This is a genomic window from Cupriavidus sp. LA-1 (assembly GCF_055385985.1).
This window is the reverse complement of the sequence record NZ_AP031388.1, coordinates 1,231,076-1,244,934: the sequence shown is the minus strand read 5'-3', so window position 1 is coordinate 1,244,934 and position 13,859 is coordinate 1,231,076. Positions and strand designations below refer to the sequence as shown.

Sequence of the window (13,859 nt, the reverse complement as noted above, 5' to 3'; positions counted from 1 at the left end):
CGGCCAGCCACCATCGTCCAATCACAGGAGAACTAGACATCATGGCCGGCATCGGACACATCGATCCCCCCGGAAGCGACGCTTCGGGCCAGGAGTTCCTGGTCTTCACGCTGGGTTCGGAGGAATACGGCATCGACATCCTCAAGGTGCAGGAAATCCGCAGCTACGAGACCGTGACCCGCATCTCCAGCGCACCGGATTTCATCAAGGGCGTGACCAACCTGCGCGGCGTGATCGTGCCGATCGTCGACCTGCGCCTGAAGTTCCGCCTGGGCAACGTGCGCTACGACCACCAGACCGTGGTCATCATCCTGAACGTGGCCGGCCGTGTGGTTGGCATCGTGGTGGATGGCGTGTCGGACGTGCTGACCCTGACGGGCGACGCGATCAAGCCGGCGCCCGAGTTCGGCGTGTCGATCTCGACCGAGCACCTGACGGGGCTGGGCACGATCGACGGCCGCATGCTGGTGCTGATCGACATCGAGCGCCTGATGACCAGCCCCGAGATGGCACTGGTCGAGGCCGAGTACGCCTGACCTGGCATCGCTGAAGCAACCCATGACGCCGTACCGCACTGCCGCCAGCGTACCCGGTCAAGCCGGGCAGGTTCCCGCGCCGGCCGCCCTCTTGCGGCGCGACGAGGCACGCGACTTCCTGCTGACCGAGCGCGACTTCGAAAAAATCCGCGCGCTGATCCACCGCCGCGCGGGGATTTCGCTGGGCAGCCACAAGCGCGAGATGGTGTACAGCCGGCTGGCGCGCCGGCTGCGCACGCTGCAGTTGTCGGACTTTGCCTCGTACCTGGCGCTGCTGGACGCGGATGACCGGTCGCCGGAGTGGGAGTTCTTCACCAACGCGCTGACGACCAACCTGACGTCGTTCTTCCGCGAGTCGCACCACTTCCCGCTACTGGCCGAGCATGCAAAGAAGACCGGGCGCCCCTACAGCGTCTGGTGTTCGGCGGCATCCACCGGCGAAGAGCCGTACTCGATCGCCATCACGCTGGCCGAGGCCCTGGGCGACCGCGCCGGCACGGTGCTGGCCACAGATATCGACACCCAGGTGCTGGCCAAGGCCCGCAGCGGCGTCTATTCGGCCGACCAGGCCGCGCGGCTGTCGCCGGAGCGGCTCAAGCGCTTCTTCCTGAAGGGCACGGGGCCGCGCACCGGCTCGGTCAAGGTCAAGCCGGAGCTGGCCGCCACCATCGCGTTCGAGCCGCTGAACCTGCTTGCGCCCGACTGGGGCATTCGCGAGCAGTTCGACGCCATCTTCTGCCGCAACGTGATGATCTACTTCGACAAGCCGACCCAGGGACGCATCCTGGAGCGCTTTGTGCCGCTGCTCAAGCCGCACGGGCTGCTGTTCGCCGGCCATTCGGAGAACTTCTCCTATGTCACGCGCGCTTTCCAGCTGCGCGGGCAGACCGTCTATGAACTGGCGCCGGATGCGGCCAGGTCGGGAAGACCGTGATGCACACGCCCCATCTGCCCGAAGCCCTCGCCACGCGCACGTACTTCGACCGCGAGTTCGGCAAGCAGGCGATCAAGCTGCTGCCCAACGAGTATTACGTGACCCGCGAGGACGTGGTGCTGACCACCGTGCTGGGCTCGTGCGTGGCCGCCTGTATCCGCGACGAGACCGCCGGCGTGGGCGGCATGAACCATTTCATGCTGCCCGATGACGACGGCAGCGCCGACCGCATGTTGTCGGCGTCGATGCGCTACGGCAGCTATGCGCTGGAAGTCCTGATCAACGAACTGCTGAAGATGGGCGCGCGTCGCGAACGGCTGGAGGCCAAGGTCTTTGGCGGCGGCGCGGTGCTGGCCAATATGACCACGCTGAATATCGGCGACCGCAATGCGGATTTCGTGCTGCGCTACCTGAAGACCGAAGAGGTCCGGGTCGCGGCGCAGGACTTGCGCGGCCCGCATGCGCGCCGGGTCAGCTACTTCCCCGTCGGCGGGCTGGCGCTGGTGCGCCGCCTGACGCGGCAGGACGACCAGGTCTCGGTGGCACGCGACGAACGCGCGCTGGCGCGGGCCATTGCCACCTCGGCACGCGAGCCGGCGCGCACGCCAGAACTGTTTGCGCGCCAGCCTTACCCGCGCCAGTTTCCCTGAACCCATTACAAGCACGACCAATCATGACTGCCGCCAAGATCAAGGTGCTCTGCGTGGACGACTCCGCGCTGATCCGCAGCCTGATGACGGAGATCATCAACAGCCAGCCCGACATGGAAGTGGTGGGCACCGCGCCGGACCCGCTGGTGGCGCGCGACCTGATCAAGCGCCTGAACCCGGACGTGCTGACGCTGGACGTAGAAATGCCGCGCATGGACGGCCTGGACTTCCTGGAGCGGCTGATGCGCCTGCGGCCGATGCCGGTGCTGATGGTGTCGTCGCTGACCGAGCGCGGCTCGGAGATCACCATGCGCGCGCTGGAACTGGGCGCGGTGGACTTTGTCACCAAGCCCAAGCTGGGCATCCGCGACGGGCTGCTGGAGTACACCGACACCATCGCCGACAAGCTGCGCGCCGCCTCGCGCGCCCGCGTGCGCGCGGCGGCGCAGCCGGCCACGCCATCCGCCACCGGTACCGCGCTAGTGCCGATGCTGCGCAGCCCGCTGCTGTCGACCGAGAAGCTGATCATCCTGGGCGCCTCCACCGGCGGCACCGAGGCCATCAAGGAATTCCTGATGCCGCTGCCGCCCGACAGCCCCGCGGTGATGATCGTCCAGCATATGCCGGCCGGCTTCACGCGTTCGTTCGCGCAGCGGCTGGACGGGCTGTGCCGCATCACCGTCAAGGAGGCCGTGCACGGTGAGCGCGTATTGCCGGGCCACGCGTATATCGCGCCGGGCGACTCGCATCTGCTGCTGGCGCGCAGCGGCGCCAACTATGTGGCTCACCTGTCGCAGGAAGCGCCGGTCAACCGCCACCGGCCCTCGGTCGACGTGCTGTTCGATTCCGCCGCGCAGCATGGCGGCAAGAACGTGATCGGCGTGATCCTGACCGGCATGGGCCGAGACGGCGCGCGCGGCATGCTGCGCATGCGCGAGGCCGGCGCCTACAACCTGGCCCAGGACGAGCACACATGCATCGTGTTTGGCATGCCGAAGGAGGCGATTGCCGCCGGCGGCGTGCATGAAGTCGTGCCCTTGCCGGCGATGACCCAGCGCGTGATGGCGCGCCTGGCCACGTACGGCACGCGCGCGCAGCGGGTGTAAACAAATCGGGCCGAGCGCCGCGCGCATGCCTGCGCGCGGCGCTGGACCCGGCAACAAGCCATAACTGCATTAACTGGAGCCGTCAAAGTGGACAAGAGCATCAAGATCCTGGTCGTGGATGATTTCCCGACCATGCGCCGGATCATCCGCAACCTGCTCAAGGAGCTGGGTTTCGCCAACGTCGAGGAAGCCGAGGACGGCGCCGCCGGCCTGGAGAAGGCAAAGGACGGCAGCTTCCATTTCGTGATCTCGGACTGGAACATGCCCAATATGGACGGCCTGACGATGCTGCAGGCGATCCGCGCCGACGCCAATATCGGCAAGGTCCCGGTGCTGATGGTGACCGCCGAGGCCAAGAAGGAGAACATCATCGCGGCCGCCCAGGCCGGCGCCAACGGCTACGTGGTCAAGCCGTTCACGGCCGCAACGCTGGACGAGAAGATCACCAAGATCTTCGAGAAGCTCGGCGGCTGAGGCGGAGGCGCGTTTGTCATGACCCCGACCCTGAGCAACGATTCCGCCGAGCAACTGATCATCCGCATCGGCAACCTGACGCGGATGCTGCGCGACAACATGCGCGAGCTTGGCCTGGACAAGGAGATCGAGCGCGCCGCGCAGGCCATCCCGGATGCGCGCGACCGGCTGAACTACATCGCCGCGATGACCGAGCAGGCCGCCGAGCGCACGCTGAACGCGGTCGAACTGGCGCAGCCGATCCAGTCCGATATCGAACAGCAGGCCGAAACCCTGGAAAAGCGCTGGGGGGCCTGGTTCGAGACGCCGGTGGAACTGGCCGACGCCCGTTCGCTGGTGCTCGATACCCGCGCCTTCCTGACCGAGGTGCCCGGCCAGGCCCGCGCCACCAACAGCCACCTGCTCGACATCATGATGGCGCAGGACTTCCAGGACCTGACCGGCCAGGTCATCAAGAAGATGATGGACATGATCCGCGCGCTGGAGCAGGAACTGCTGCAGGTGCTGATCGACAACGTGCCGTCCGAGCGCCGGGTGGAGGCACCGGCACCGTCGACGCTGATGAACGGGCCGCAGGTGAATCCGGAGGGCAAGCCGGATGTGGTGTCGGACCAGGCGCAGGTGGATGATTTGCTGGCTAGTCTGGGGTTCTGAGGTTTCGGTTGGGCTCGCTTTTTAAGAGTTCGCCCATACTTGCGCTTGCTGCCTCTCTTCATACTGGGTTCGTCGCTGCGTCGTGGCGACCGGGTTTAGCAGCCCGATGGAGTAGGGCCGAACGACTGCCGTCAGGCGGTATCCTTACGTTCGCCGTGCCTGAGCATGCCCCTTCAATGGGTGGGCCATGGCAGGGGAGCCTCCGGGCTCGCCGGCTCCTATTCCCCGGTCTGCTAACCCTGCCTTGCGCCCGCCCACCCCGATCAGCACCCCGGGGAGCGGGACTGAACCTGTATGGATAGGGGGGCATTCCCATGCTTAAGTTCTTACTTGCCCATTCTGGGCGATTAGCAATCTCCAGTACCTTCACAATGCAGCAGCGCGCGCGAACCGCGTATGCGGAGGTGCGTCATGTATAGCCATAGTCATCACGGTATTACAGCGGAACACAATGGTGCGGACATGCTCGTGACCGCCCACAGTCCAGGCGAGAATCCGCTGAGCCTTGCTGTGCAACGCGCGGCACAGCTTCATGGCCTCTTGCTTATGGCGAGTGATCACGGGGCGTCGAGTCTGGAACCGGTGGGTCTGGAGCAGGGAACGTGGGAGAGCCTGCTTTCTCTTGCGGCCTGGCTGGCGCATGAGACGCAGGTGTTGAGTGAGCTGGCTGTGGTGCAGGGGCAGGCGTTGCAGGCTGGCTGACGTTGGGGGGGCAGCCGTGCAATCGGATGCCGCCCCATTCTGGGAGCAAGGTCGATTTGATCTTGGGCCAGACGCCGACGGGCGACTTGTTGACGAGGCTGGGGTTCTGAGGCCTATCCGGCCGGAACGATAACAGGTGAGCGCCCATAGGAAAGATCGCTGTCACGGGCACGTTTGCTGGTGGGCGCCAGATGGGAAAACGGAGGCCGGTTATTGCCAGCCGTCCTGGCTATTCTCCCGAAGAAGGAAGTTCATCGCCGATCTGTGGGGGGAATGAGGGTCGCAGAACGACCCGGATCGGTCACTCGAAAGGTCCCGGCCAATGACCGCTTCGCGTTGCTAATGTTGCTATTCGCCATGTCGAACTTCGGCCTTGGCGGCCGCTTCTGTAGGCTCTTGCAGTGTTAGCTCGGATGCGATGGCCGTTCCCTCGAAGAGGTGCTTGATCAGCTCCGCTAATCGAGGGGAAGCTGCGTCGTTAGCAATAGTTCTGCATGCTTCGACGAAGCGTTCGGTGGCCGTTCCAAAGTGCGGGTCATAGACTTCCCGTTGAAGCCTCATTTCTATCATGCGACGCATGAAATGCCGCAGCTTGTCGAGATCCATATCGCGGATAGCCATCTCGAAATCGGCCGCAGTCGCCCGTTTCATGGCTACCTCTTGCATTGTTCCCCACCCGCTATTCTCGATAACGTGCATGCACGCTTCCAAGACAGTAGTTCGAGCTTGGGCGTCGGCATTGATCGCGGCAAACTCAGCCTTGATTGCGGGATGAAGCGGCTGGTTGAACGGGTTCTCATCGCTCACTTCCTCGAGCTTCTCAGCCCGGAATGCAGCAATCCATCCGTCGATGATTTCGTTCCCGATAGCAGCGCCGCCAGGCAGCTTTGTCAGCGCCGAATCCAGCGCCGTGGCCGTGAACGGATCCACCAATCCAGCGATCTTCGGAAGCTCAGCGGCTTCGGTAACCAACTGTGCGTCGCTAACACGGTGATCCCAGAAGACTTTGGTCAGGAATCGCTTAGCTGTCTCCCGGGCTTCCAAATTCTGCTTCTCGGCGATGTAGCCGTCTACTATCCCAGCGATCTTGCCGGCGTCGAACAGCCCAGACTCCAAGAATTCGACCAATACCACTTCGAATTCATCGCAGCCATTGATGCCTAGATCTCGCATGAGCAGTCGCCAACGGTCCGTACGTTTGTCCTCTTCGCTGGGCTCCCTGTTTTTCTCCCTTGCGAAGCCCGACCAGTCCGTGGATCCAACATTCAAAGCGAACTGAAAGTCCGGACCGTCCACCAAGCCGCAGTAATGTATTGCCGAGAACAACACTATTGATGGAATAACTCGAGCGATGATTGCCTCGTCCAGTTCCCGTTTTTCCAAGATGCGATTGGCGGCCTTGATGATCTTTCCAAGGATCCGAATGTTGGTCAACTCGCATGAAATTGACGCCAGTTTGAGCGCATCTGCGTATGGCGATGGCGTCAACTTGCTTGCGATGGCGAATGCCTCCTCCGGCGTCGTGATTAGCTTGAGTTCCTGATCGATGACCTTCTCTCGCAACGTCTTCCACAACTCTTGATTGGCAAGCTGATCGTCGTTGAGAACTAGGACGAACCGGCAGCTATACTGATTCGCGTACTCGTCTATGAATCCAAGCACCTCGTCAATGCCAAGGTTGTTATGCTTTCGCTCGATGTCGTCGAGGACAATGACAGAGTTTCGCAGCATCACGGGTGCCATCAACAGCAAATTCAGGTCGTTGAGTGCGGCCAATGCCTTGTAGTGCTCAGAGCCAACCTTTACTCCGATCCGAAAAAGCTGCTTCAAAGAGTCGAAAACACCGCTATGCGACTCAACGACAGGGATAGCTGACTCGATGAGTTTTCTTTTTACTTGGTCAATGCTGGATTGACCAAATAGCGACACATAGAGCGCCTTCTTGACCTTACCGTCGGGCGATTCGCTCTTGACTTCGTTCCAGAGATGAGTTTTGCCAGTGCCCCACTTTCCCGACAACGCGATAACACTGTTGTCGGCTTCACCGAGCAATCGCACTAGGTGTTCCTTTGTCGTCTTGAGTGACATGCCACCCCCTTGAATTTTGTCTTTCCTTCTGATCAGAAGAGGCATTCTCCTAGTTCTGCGGCCGAATGAACAGGAGGTCGACAAGCGATGTGTCGAACCATCGGTCTCGTTGTTGGCAAGTCTGTTGGCGTGGACGACTACTGATGGGCGGTAAGCGGGCATTCGGTAAACATGCTTGAACTTCCGCAGCCGATCGCGACCCTTCGGCAGGCCCGCCAGCGGCCGCCTGATGGTGCAGCTTCCTGGACTGGGCGGTGACGAATATACTTCGCAAGGGCCAAACTTTTGCCCAACAAGGTCCTGGCACTCCCTGCGCCGTATGCTAACGTAGCGTCTATCTGCGTCCCGGAGTGCCGCTCATGGCCGACCTCGCCGCCGCCCCCAAACTACCTACTGCGCCTCCGCCTCGCTGGGGCGATGACGCGCTCACCGACTATTTCCGACAGGCCGCACATAACGGCTATGCGAGTTTCGTCCAGCCGGCGACGCGCCCTTGGTTCGACAAGCTACTTGCGATCGACCTCGCGTTCCTGGATGCCATTGGCTTGATGAACGCCACGCCCGATCACTTCGGTGAGCCACTCATGCTCGTGAACGCCCACGCGGCTTTTCGCGCGGCCGCCGAACTGGCTCTGCAAACCCGCACGTGCGAAGCCTACCCACTGATGCGCCGGTGCCTTGAGTGTGCGCTGTACGCGGTCCATTTCCACCGCCAACCGGGTATGTTCGAACTCTGGGCACGCCGTGGCGAGGGACAGAAGCAGAGACGGGCTGTCCGTAACGCTTTCCAGACGAGAGGCCTCCTCGACGGCGTCCGGGCTTTGAACCAAGCGATCGGCGCACGCGCCGAGCGCCTGTATGAGTTGTCGATCGACATGGGGGCGCATCCGAACGAGACTGGCATCTTTGGCCGCCTAGAGCTGCGGCAACAAGAAGGCGGTCAGCGTGAACTGCGCACGAAGTATCTCAATGACGATCTCGTCGCATTAATCGCGACCCTGAAAATCGCCGCACAGACGGGCGTATGCACCCTCGAATGCTTTTGGCTGCTGTTTCGGGAGCGCTTCGCGATTATGGGCCTGCAGGAAACCATCGACGCTTTGAAGCGCGGGCTATGAACGCGAAACTGACTGACACGACGCAGACAAGAGACGGCACGCAAGGGACCAACCAGCCAGCACCCACGGCCAGGGACTCGGGGGGTCTTTCGATCAACGCCGCGGGCGAAGCCGAGCGCCGCACACGTGGGAAGCTCGAAAATGAACGCTAGCGAGTTGTCAGTGCTCAAAGATCGTGTTCATGCGGCTCAGGAGGAGCTTGACATGGCGGTGCTATTCCACACTTCGTGGAAGCCCGCCGCATACGACGAAGACCTCCACAAACGCATGGGCAGCTCTTATGCGACGCACACATTCAACATCATCCGCATGGCGTTGCGACGCGAGATGTTGATGGCGCTCATGCGCATATGGGACTACACCGATGAATCAGTGCAGATTCGAACGGTGATCGACGGCATCAAATGTCCTGAGATCATAGATGCTCTGGTGGCAGAGAGACTTAGTGGGCTGTCGAAACAGAGCAACATGCTGACGTCTAGTTTGGAGTTCTTGCAAAGTCAGTAGGAGCCTGGCGCAAGCGGGAGATGGGCCCCGACAGACCGGCATCCGTGCTCGCTTTTGAGAGTCGCCCCAAACTTGCACCTGCTGCCCCTTTTCCTACCAGGGCTGTCGCTACCCTCGTGGCGAAGGGGCTTAGCAGCCTGAGCGAAATGGACGGGACGACCGCAAACCTCGCATGCGGAGGTGCGCCATGTATAGCCATAGCCATCACGGCATCACAGCAGAACACAATGGTGCCGACATGCTAGTGACCGCCCACAGTCCGGGCGAGAATCCGCTGAGCCTGGCTGTACAACGCGCGGCGCAGCTTCATGGCCTCTTGCTTATGGCGAGTGATCACGGGGCGTCGAGTCTGGAACCGGTGGGTCTGGAGCAGGGAACGTGGGAGAGCCTGCTTTCTCTTGCGGCCTGGCTGGCGCATGAGACGCAGGTGTTGAGTGAGCTGGCTGTGGTGCAGGGGCAGGCGTTGCAGGTTGATTGAAGGTTGAGTGGGGTGGGCAGTAGCGGAATCGGCTGCCGCCCCATTCTGGGAGCATGGGCGATTTGGTCTGCGACCAAGGGTCGAGAATGACTCATAAAGGCCATCCGGCCGTCTGCAACGATAGCGTTGCCTTATCACGACCCCTCAGAAGCCGCCGCGCAACCTCAAATACATGCGCGCCCTCGCTGAAACATGGCCGGACGTCGAATTTGTGCAGCAGCCTGCTGCACAATTACCGTGGTTTCACCTCTGCACCTTGCTGGACAAGGTGAAGAATACGGCGCTGCGCGAATGGTATGCCGCTCAAGCGCTCGCCCACGGTTGGTCCCGCAACGTGTTGGTGATGCAGATAGAGTCCCGATTGCATGAGCGCCAAGGTCAGGCCGTAAGCAATTTCGCCGAGCGCCTGCCGCCGGTACATTCCGACCTGGCGCGCGATGCCCTGAAGGACCCCTACATCTTCGACTTTCTGGGCCTATCCGCTGATGCGCAGGAACGCCAGGTCGAACGGGCCCTCATTCAGCATATCACTCGATTCCTCCTTGAACTTGGCGCTGGCTTTGCGTTCGTCGGCCGGCAATACCGGCTGGAGGTGGGCGACGACGAATTCCTCATAGACCTGCTGTTCTATCATTTGAAGCTGCGCTGTTACGTCGTGGTTGAACTGAAAACCACGCCGTTTCGTCCTGAATATGCAGGGCAGCTGAACTTCTATTAGTCGGCAATCGATTCCCAAGTGAAGGCAGAGGGCGACGGTCCGTCGATCGGGCTGCTGCTGTGTAAGGAAAATAACCGTCTAGTTGCGGAATACGCGCTGCGAGGCATGGCAAAGCCGATGGGAGTTGCGGAATACCAGCTCATGCGAGAAGTTCCTCCCCCCCTGACACCTGCACTCCCCACGATCGCGGAGATCGAAGCTGTGCTGGGGGACGATACGAGCGAAGCTCAAGCAGACAAATCGCGGCCTGATTGATCGCATGAAGGTCGCGGCCGGTCTCGGTCGGATGGATGCCCACCGCGAATCTGCGGCCGCCTCTGACCGACCCGTTTCGACCTTCCGGTGAAGGTTGGTGAGTGTCTCAAGTTCGGCGTAGGACCGGACGCTGGAGACCGTTACCTGCTTGAGCCATTGCGTGAGATTGGGCAAGAACAAGTGAGCGCGGTGGGCGTATCGACTGATCTCTGCTACTGCGACAATACCTCCTACTCCGATCGATCCTCCCGGAATTGCGTAGGCGACATGCCAGTCCATCGCTTGAACGCACGAGCGAAATTGCTGGTGCTGGTAAAGCCAAGCAGGAAAGTGATTTCGGTGACGGAGCGTGTTCGCTGTTGCATGTAATTGCAAGCCAGTTCCCTGCGTGTGTCGTCCATCAATTGCAGGAAACTGGTGCCGCGCTTCGCCAGCCGCACCTGCAAAGTAGCCGGACTCATGCACGACGCTTCGGCGACCTTCTCCCTGCTGCAGTCACCGGAGGGCAGCAATTCGATGATCTTCTGCGTGACGCCGGTCACCACGTCGGTCTTGTCCAGCCGCGCGAGATACTGATTCGCGATGTTGTCGTTGACTTGCGCCAATTCCGGGCAGGCTCCGCTGAGCGACTGCATCAACTCATGCCTGTCGAAAGTCAGCGTCGTGGCCTGATTCGAAAAACTGACCGGTGCGCGCATGAAGGCGCGGTACGGCTCGTCACCTTCACGCGGCATCGGACGATGGAATTCCACCGACAGTGGGTTGAAGCCCGGTTTGTACAACATGCGCATCGTCAGCACCAGGAAACCGACGAACGCGTCTTCAGTTTCGCCGCTGACCTCGATATTGAAGTCGGTGGCGTGCAGGGCAATCCTGTCGCCCGCCTCAATGACACGGAGGGTCGCCGCCTGCGACACCAGCCGGAAGTGCCGCTCCAGTCGGCGACAGAAGTCGAGCAGCGTGCTGCTGGCGGCGAGCGCGTAGCCGAGCGCATGCAAATTGGAAATATGCATGTGCCGGGCGACCGACAGGCCGAAATACGGATTGTTGGTGGCCTCCACACAGGCGCGATATAGCCTGGTCAGGGTAGCGGCGGGCAGCCGGACCATCGGACCGTTCGCCATGTGGGGTTGCACGCCCACGGAGCGGAAAATGCGCTCGCTGTCCATGCCGCTTGCGTCCAAAGTCCTGGCGATCGCCGTGCAGTACCCCCCTATGGTCGTCGCTACCTGCGCTGCCGCGAGGGGGGAGTGGTGGTCGGATCTCATGGCGCGGCAATGTTGACAGATGGGGGGCCGCTGATTTTACACCGCCCTTGATCCGGGCAAAGTGCGCTCAAGACGGCTGCCTTGAGCCTTGCCAGAACAGCAACCCTTCTTCCGGTTCTCCGCCCGCTTGCGCGTTCCACGGGCAAGCGCCCCGGATCGCTTTGCGGAATGCATTTTTCGCTCCAAAGAGCCGCGCGGTCGTTCCCCCCTTTCTATGATGCCTTCCAACAGCGGACAGGTTTGCGCCGTCCGCCACAACAAAAATCACGGCCATCCAGGAGACACCATGAGCGAAGAGGTATTGCTGTTTGAAGTAGCCGGCGCAGTCGCGCGCTTGACGCTGAATCGTCCCAAGGCGATGAACGCGATGAATATGGCGCTGCTGGCCGAGCTGGACCGCCGGCTGGCACTGATCGCCGCCGGTGATGCGATTCGCGTGCTGGTGGTAACCGGCACCGGTCCCGCATTCTGCGCCGGCGCGGATTTGAAGGAAGTGCTGGCAAGTCAGAAGGCGGAGCCCGGCGAAGCCGACTTCCTCGACCGTGCCGACGCCACGCTTGCGCGCCTGCGCAATTTCCCCAAACCGGTGATCGCCGCACTCAACGGCGTAACCATGGCTGGGGGGCTGGAGATGGCCATGTGCGCCGACATCGTCATCGCTTCCGAAAGCGCAGTCATCGGAGACGCCCATGCCAACTTTGGCGTCTATCCCGGCGCTGGCGGCGCAGCGGTTTTGCCGCGCCTCATTCCTCAGAACGTCGCCATGTATCTGCTGTTCACCGGCAAGACGCTTTCGGCGGCTGAAATGAAGGCTTATGGCTTCGTATCTGAAGTGCATCCCGACGGCGAACTGGCCGAGGCCGCGATGAAGCTGGCCGGCCAGATTGCCGGAAAGAGCCCTATCGTACTGCGGCGCATGAAGGAAGTCGCGCGCACCTCCGCCGACAAGGGGCGGGACGACGCCTTGCTGCATGAGCAAGTCATGTTGCGCCGCCATCTGCGCAGCTTCGACCTGCAGGAAGGCTTGCAGGCATTCGCCGAAAAGCGTGCGCCGCAATTCCAGGGCCGTTAAGCCCGTTCGATTTCTTCACCCCGCTTTTCTCATTCCTCTTTCGGGAATTACATGAACGATATCTATGTTGCCGGTGTCGGCATGACGCCGTTCGGACGCTTGCTTGAGCGGAGCGTATACGACATGGTCGGCGAGGCCGTCACCCTGGCTTTGAAAGACGCCGGCGCAGAGGCTGCCGACATCGGGTCGGCATTCTATGCAACCCTGACCAATGGCCTGTTTCAGGGGCAGACCGCGATTCCTGGGCCGATCGCCATGCGCCGCGTCGGCATCGAAAGCATCCCGGTGTTCACCGTCGAAAACGCCTGTGCTTCCGGCTCTTCGGCATTCAACCTGGCTGTGCAGGCGCTGCGGGCCGGGACCTGCGACGTGGCGCTGGCTGTCGGCGCGGAAAAGATGAACATCGCCGACAAGGCCAGGATGTTTGCCGCGTTCGACGGCGGCTGGGACGTCTCCACTGTCGAGGAAAACAAGAAGACGTTGCTGGCATTAGGCGAAGGCGTGGAGCCCCCACCCGGCACCATGTCCGACCGTCCCTACAGCGTGTTCATGGATGTCTATGCGGCCATCGCTCGCAACCATATGAAGCGCTACGGCACCACGCAGCGCCAGATCGCCGCAGTCGCGGCCAAGAACCACCAGCACTCGGTGCATAACCCGCTGGCGCAATTCCAGCAGCCAATGACGATCGAGCAGGTGCTGGCTTCGCCGCCGATCACCTACCCGCTGACGACGACCATGTGCTCGCCGATCAGCGACGGCGCCGCCGCCGCCGTGCTGTGCACCGCCGCCGGCCTGAAGCGCCTGCAGGGCGGGGCTGGCCGCGCAGTGCGCGTGCTGGCCAGCGTCATTCAGACCGGTACGACGCGCAGTCTCGACGAGCCGCAAAAGATCATCGCGCACCTCGCGGCGAAGAAGGCCTACGAACAGGCCGGCGTCGCGCCTCAGGACGTTGACGTTGCCGAAGTGCACGATGCCTCGGCGATCGGCGAGATCCTCAACGCCGAATCGCTGATGCTGGTGCCGTTCGGCGAAGGCGGCCCTGCGGCCGAGCGCGGCGACTTTACGGTCGGCGGACGCATCCCGATCAACCCGTCCGGCGGACTCGAATCGAAGGGTCATCCGATCGGCGCTACCGGTCTCGGCCAGATTCACGAGCTGGTAACGCAGTTGCGCTACGAAGCCGGACAGCGCCAGGTCCAAGGCGCACGCATCGCAATCCAGGAAAACGGCGGCGGCCTGTACGGCATCGAAGAAGCCGTGGTCGGCGTCAACATTCTGGCAAGGCAATAAGGAGGC

Annotated in this window: 14 protein-coding genes and 1 pseudogene; 13 read left to right on the top strand and 2 right to left on the bottom strand. The window is 61.9% G+C overall.

Annotated features, from left to right (window positions below; genetic code table 11):
- Positions 1-41 precede the first annotated feature (41 nt).
- The 7 genes from ACZ5MJ_RS24905 to ACZ5MJ_RS24875 all read left to right on the top strand — a co-directional run bounded on the left by ACZ5MJ_RS24905 (position 42) and on the right by ACZ5MJ_RS24875 (position 5,056).
- Positions 42-536 (top strand): chemotaxis protein CheW, encoded by a 495-nt coding sequence (locus ACZ5MJ_RS24905; RefSeq protein ID WP_432261691.1) that lies wholly within the window; start codon positions 42-44, stop codon positions 534-536.
- A 22-nt stretch (positions 537-558) separates the two neighbouring features.
- On the top strand, positions 559-1,470 hold the full coding sequence (locus ACZ5MJ_RS24900; protein WP_464226344.1) for a CheR family methyltransferase: 912 nt from the start codon (positions 559-561) through the stop codon (positions 1,468-1,470).
- Positions 1,470-2,120, top strand: coding sequence for a chemoreceptor glutamine deamidase CheD (gene cheD, locus ACZ5MJ_RS24895; protein ID WP_464226343.1), 651 nt, complete (start codon positions 1,470-1,472; stop codon positions 2,118-2,120). The genes ACZ5MJ_RS24900 and cheD overlap by 1 nt, the downstream gene beginning before the upstream one ends.
- Before the next feature lie 23 nt (positions 2,121-2,143).
- Entirely contained in the window at positions 2,144-3,226 is a 1,083-nt protein-coding gene (locus ACZ5MJ_RS24890; RefSeq protein WP_464226341.1) for a protein-glutamate methylesterase/protein-glutamine glutaminase, read from the top strand.
- Positions 3,227-3,313: 87 nt separating this feature from the next.
- Positions 3,314-3,700 carry a chemotaxis response regulator CheY gene (gene cheY / locus ACZ5MJ_RS24885; protein WP_464226340.1) on the top strand — a complete coding sequence of 129 codons (387 nt, stop codon included), beginning with the start codon at positions 3,314-3,316 and terminating at the stop codon, positions 3,698-3,700.
- A gap of 18 nt (positions 3,701-3,718) precedes the next feature.
- Positions 3,719-4,354: a protein phosphatase CheZ gene (gene cheZ / locus ACZ5MJ_RS24880; protein ID WP_464226339.1), complete on the top strand. Its 636-nt coding sequence runs from the start codon at positions 3,719-3,721 to the stop codon at positions 4,352-4,354.
- 411 nt (positions 4,355-4,765) lie between these two features.
- A complete protein-coding gene (locus ACZ5MJ_RS24875) occupies positions 4,766-5,056 on the top strand; it encodes a hypothetical protein (protein ID WP_464226338.1) in 291 nt (96 codons plus the stop codon).
- Between the two features lie 348 nt (positions 5,057-5,404).
- Here the strand turns inward: ACZ5MJ_RS24875 and ACZ5MJ_RS24870 are convergent, their stop codons facing one another.
- A complete protein-coding gene (locus ACZ5MJ_RS24870; protein WP_464226337.1) occupies positions 5,405-7,144 on the bottom strand; it encodes a P-loop NTPase fold protein in 1,740 nt (579 codons plus the stop codon).
- A gap of 359 nt (positions 7,145-7,503) precedes the next feature.
- Here ACZ5MJ_RS24870 and ACZ5MJ_RS24865 point away from each other — a divergent pair, with 359 nt between their 5' ends.
- The 4 genes and pseudogenes from ACZ5MJ_RS24865 to ACZ5MJ_RS24850 form a co-directional block, all read left to right on the top strand.
- Positions 7,504-8,262, top strand: a complete 759-nt coding sequence (locus ACZ5MJ_RS24865) for a hypothetical protein (RefSeq protein WP_464226336.1) — start codon at positions 7,504-7,506, stop codon at positions 8,260-8,262.
- 204 nt (positions 8,263-8,466) lie between these two features.
- Positions 8,467-8,769: an AbiU2 domain-containing protein gene (locus tag ACZ5MJ_RS24860; protein WP_464226335.1), complete on the top strand. Its 303-nt coding sequence runs from the start codon at positions 8,467-8,469 to the stop codon at positions 8,767-8,769.
- A 187-nt stretch (positions 8,770-8,956) separates the two neighbouring features.
- The gene (locus tag ACZ5MJ_RS24855) at positions 8,957-9,247 is read left to right on the top strand and encodes a hypothetical protein (protein ID WP_464226334.1); all 291 of its coding nucleotides are present in this window, start codon (positions 8,957-8,959) and stop codon (positions 9,245-9,247) included.
- A 154-nt stretch (positions 9,248-9,401) separates the two neighbouring features.
- Positions 9,402-10,220, top strand: a pseudogene (locus ACZ5MJ_RS24850) (PDDEXK nuclease domain-containing protein); the annotation flags it as partial.
- A 230-nt stretch (positions 10,221-10,450) separates the two neighbouring features.
- Here ACZ5MJ_RS24850 and ACZ5MJ_RS24845 read toward each other — a convergent pair.
- Complete coding sequence (locus ACZ5MJ_RS24845) at positions 10,451-11,389, bottom strand: AraC family transcriptional regulator (RefSeq protein WP_464226333.1); 939 nt, start codon at positions 11,387-11,389, stop codon at positions 10,451-10,453.
- Between the two features lie 385 nt (positions 11,390-11,774).
- On the opposite strand from ACZ5MJ_RS24845, the gene ACZ5MJ_RS24840 reads away from it, so the two are divergent.
- Together ACZ5MJ_RS24840 and ACZ5MJ_RS24835 are read left to right on the top strand one after the other, a co-directional pair.
- On the top strand, positions 11,775-12,560 hold the full coding sequence (locus ACZ5MJ_RS24840; protein WP_464226332.1) for an enoyl-CoA hydratase/isomerase family protein: 786 nt from the start codon (positions 11,775-11,777) through the stop codon (positions 12,558-12,560).
- 51 nt (positions 12,561-12,611) lie between these two features.
- On the top strand, positions 12,612-13,853 hold the full coding sequence (locus ACZ5MJ_RS24835; RefSeq protein WP_464226330.1) for a thiolase family protein: 1,242 nt from the start codon (positions 12,612-12,614) through the stop codon (positions 13,851-13,853).
- Positions 13,854-13,859 lie beyond the last annotated feature (6 nt).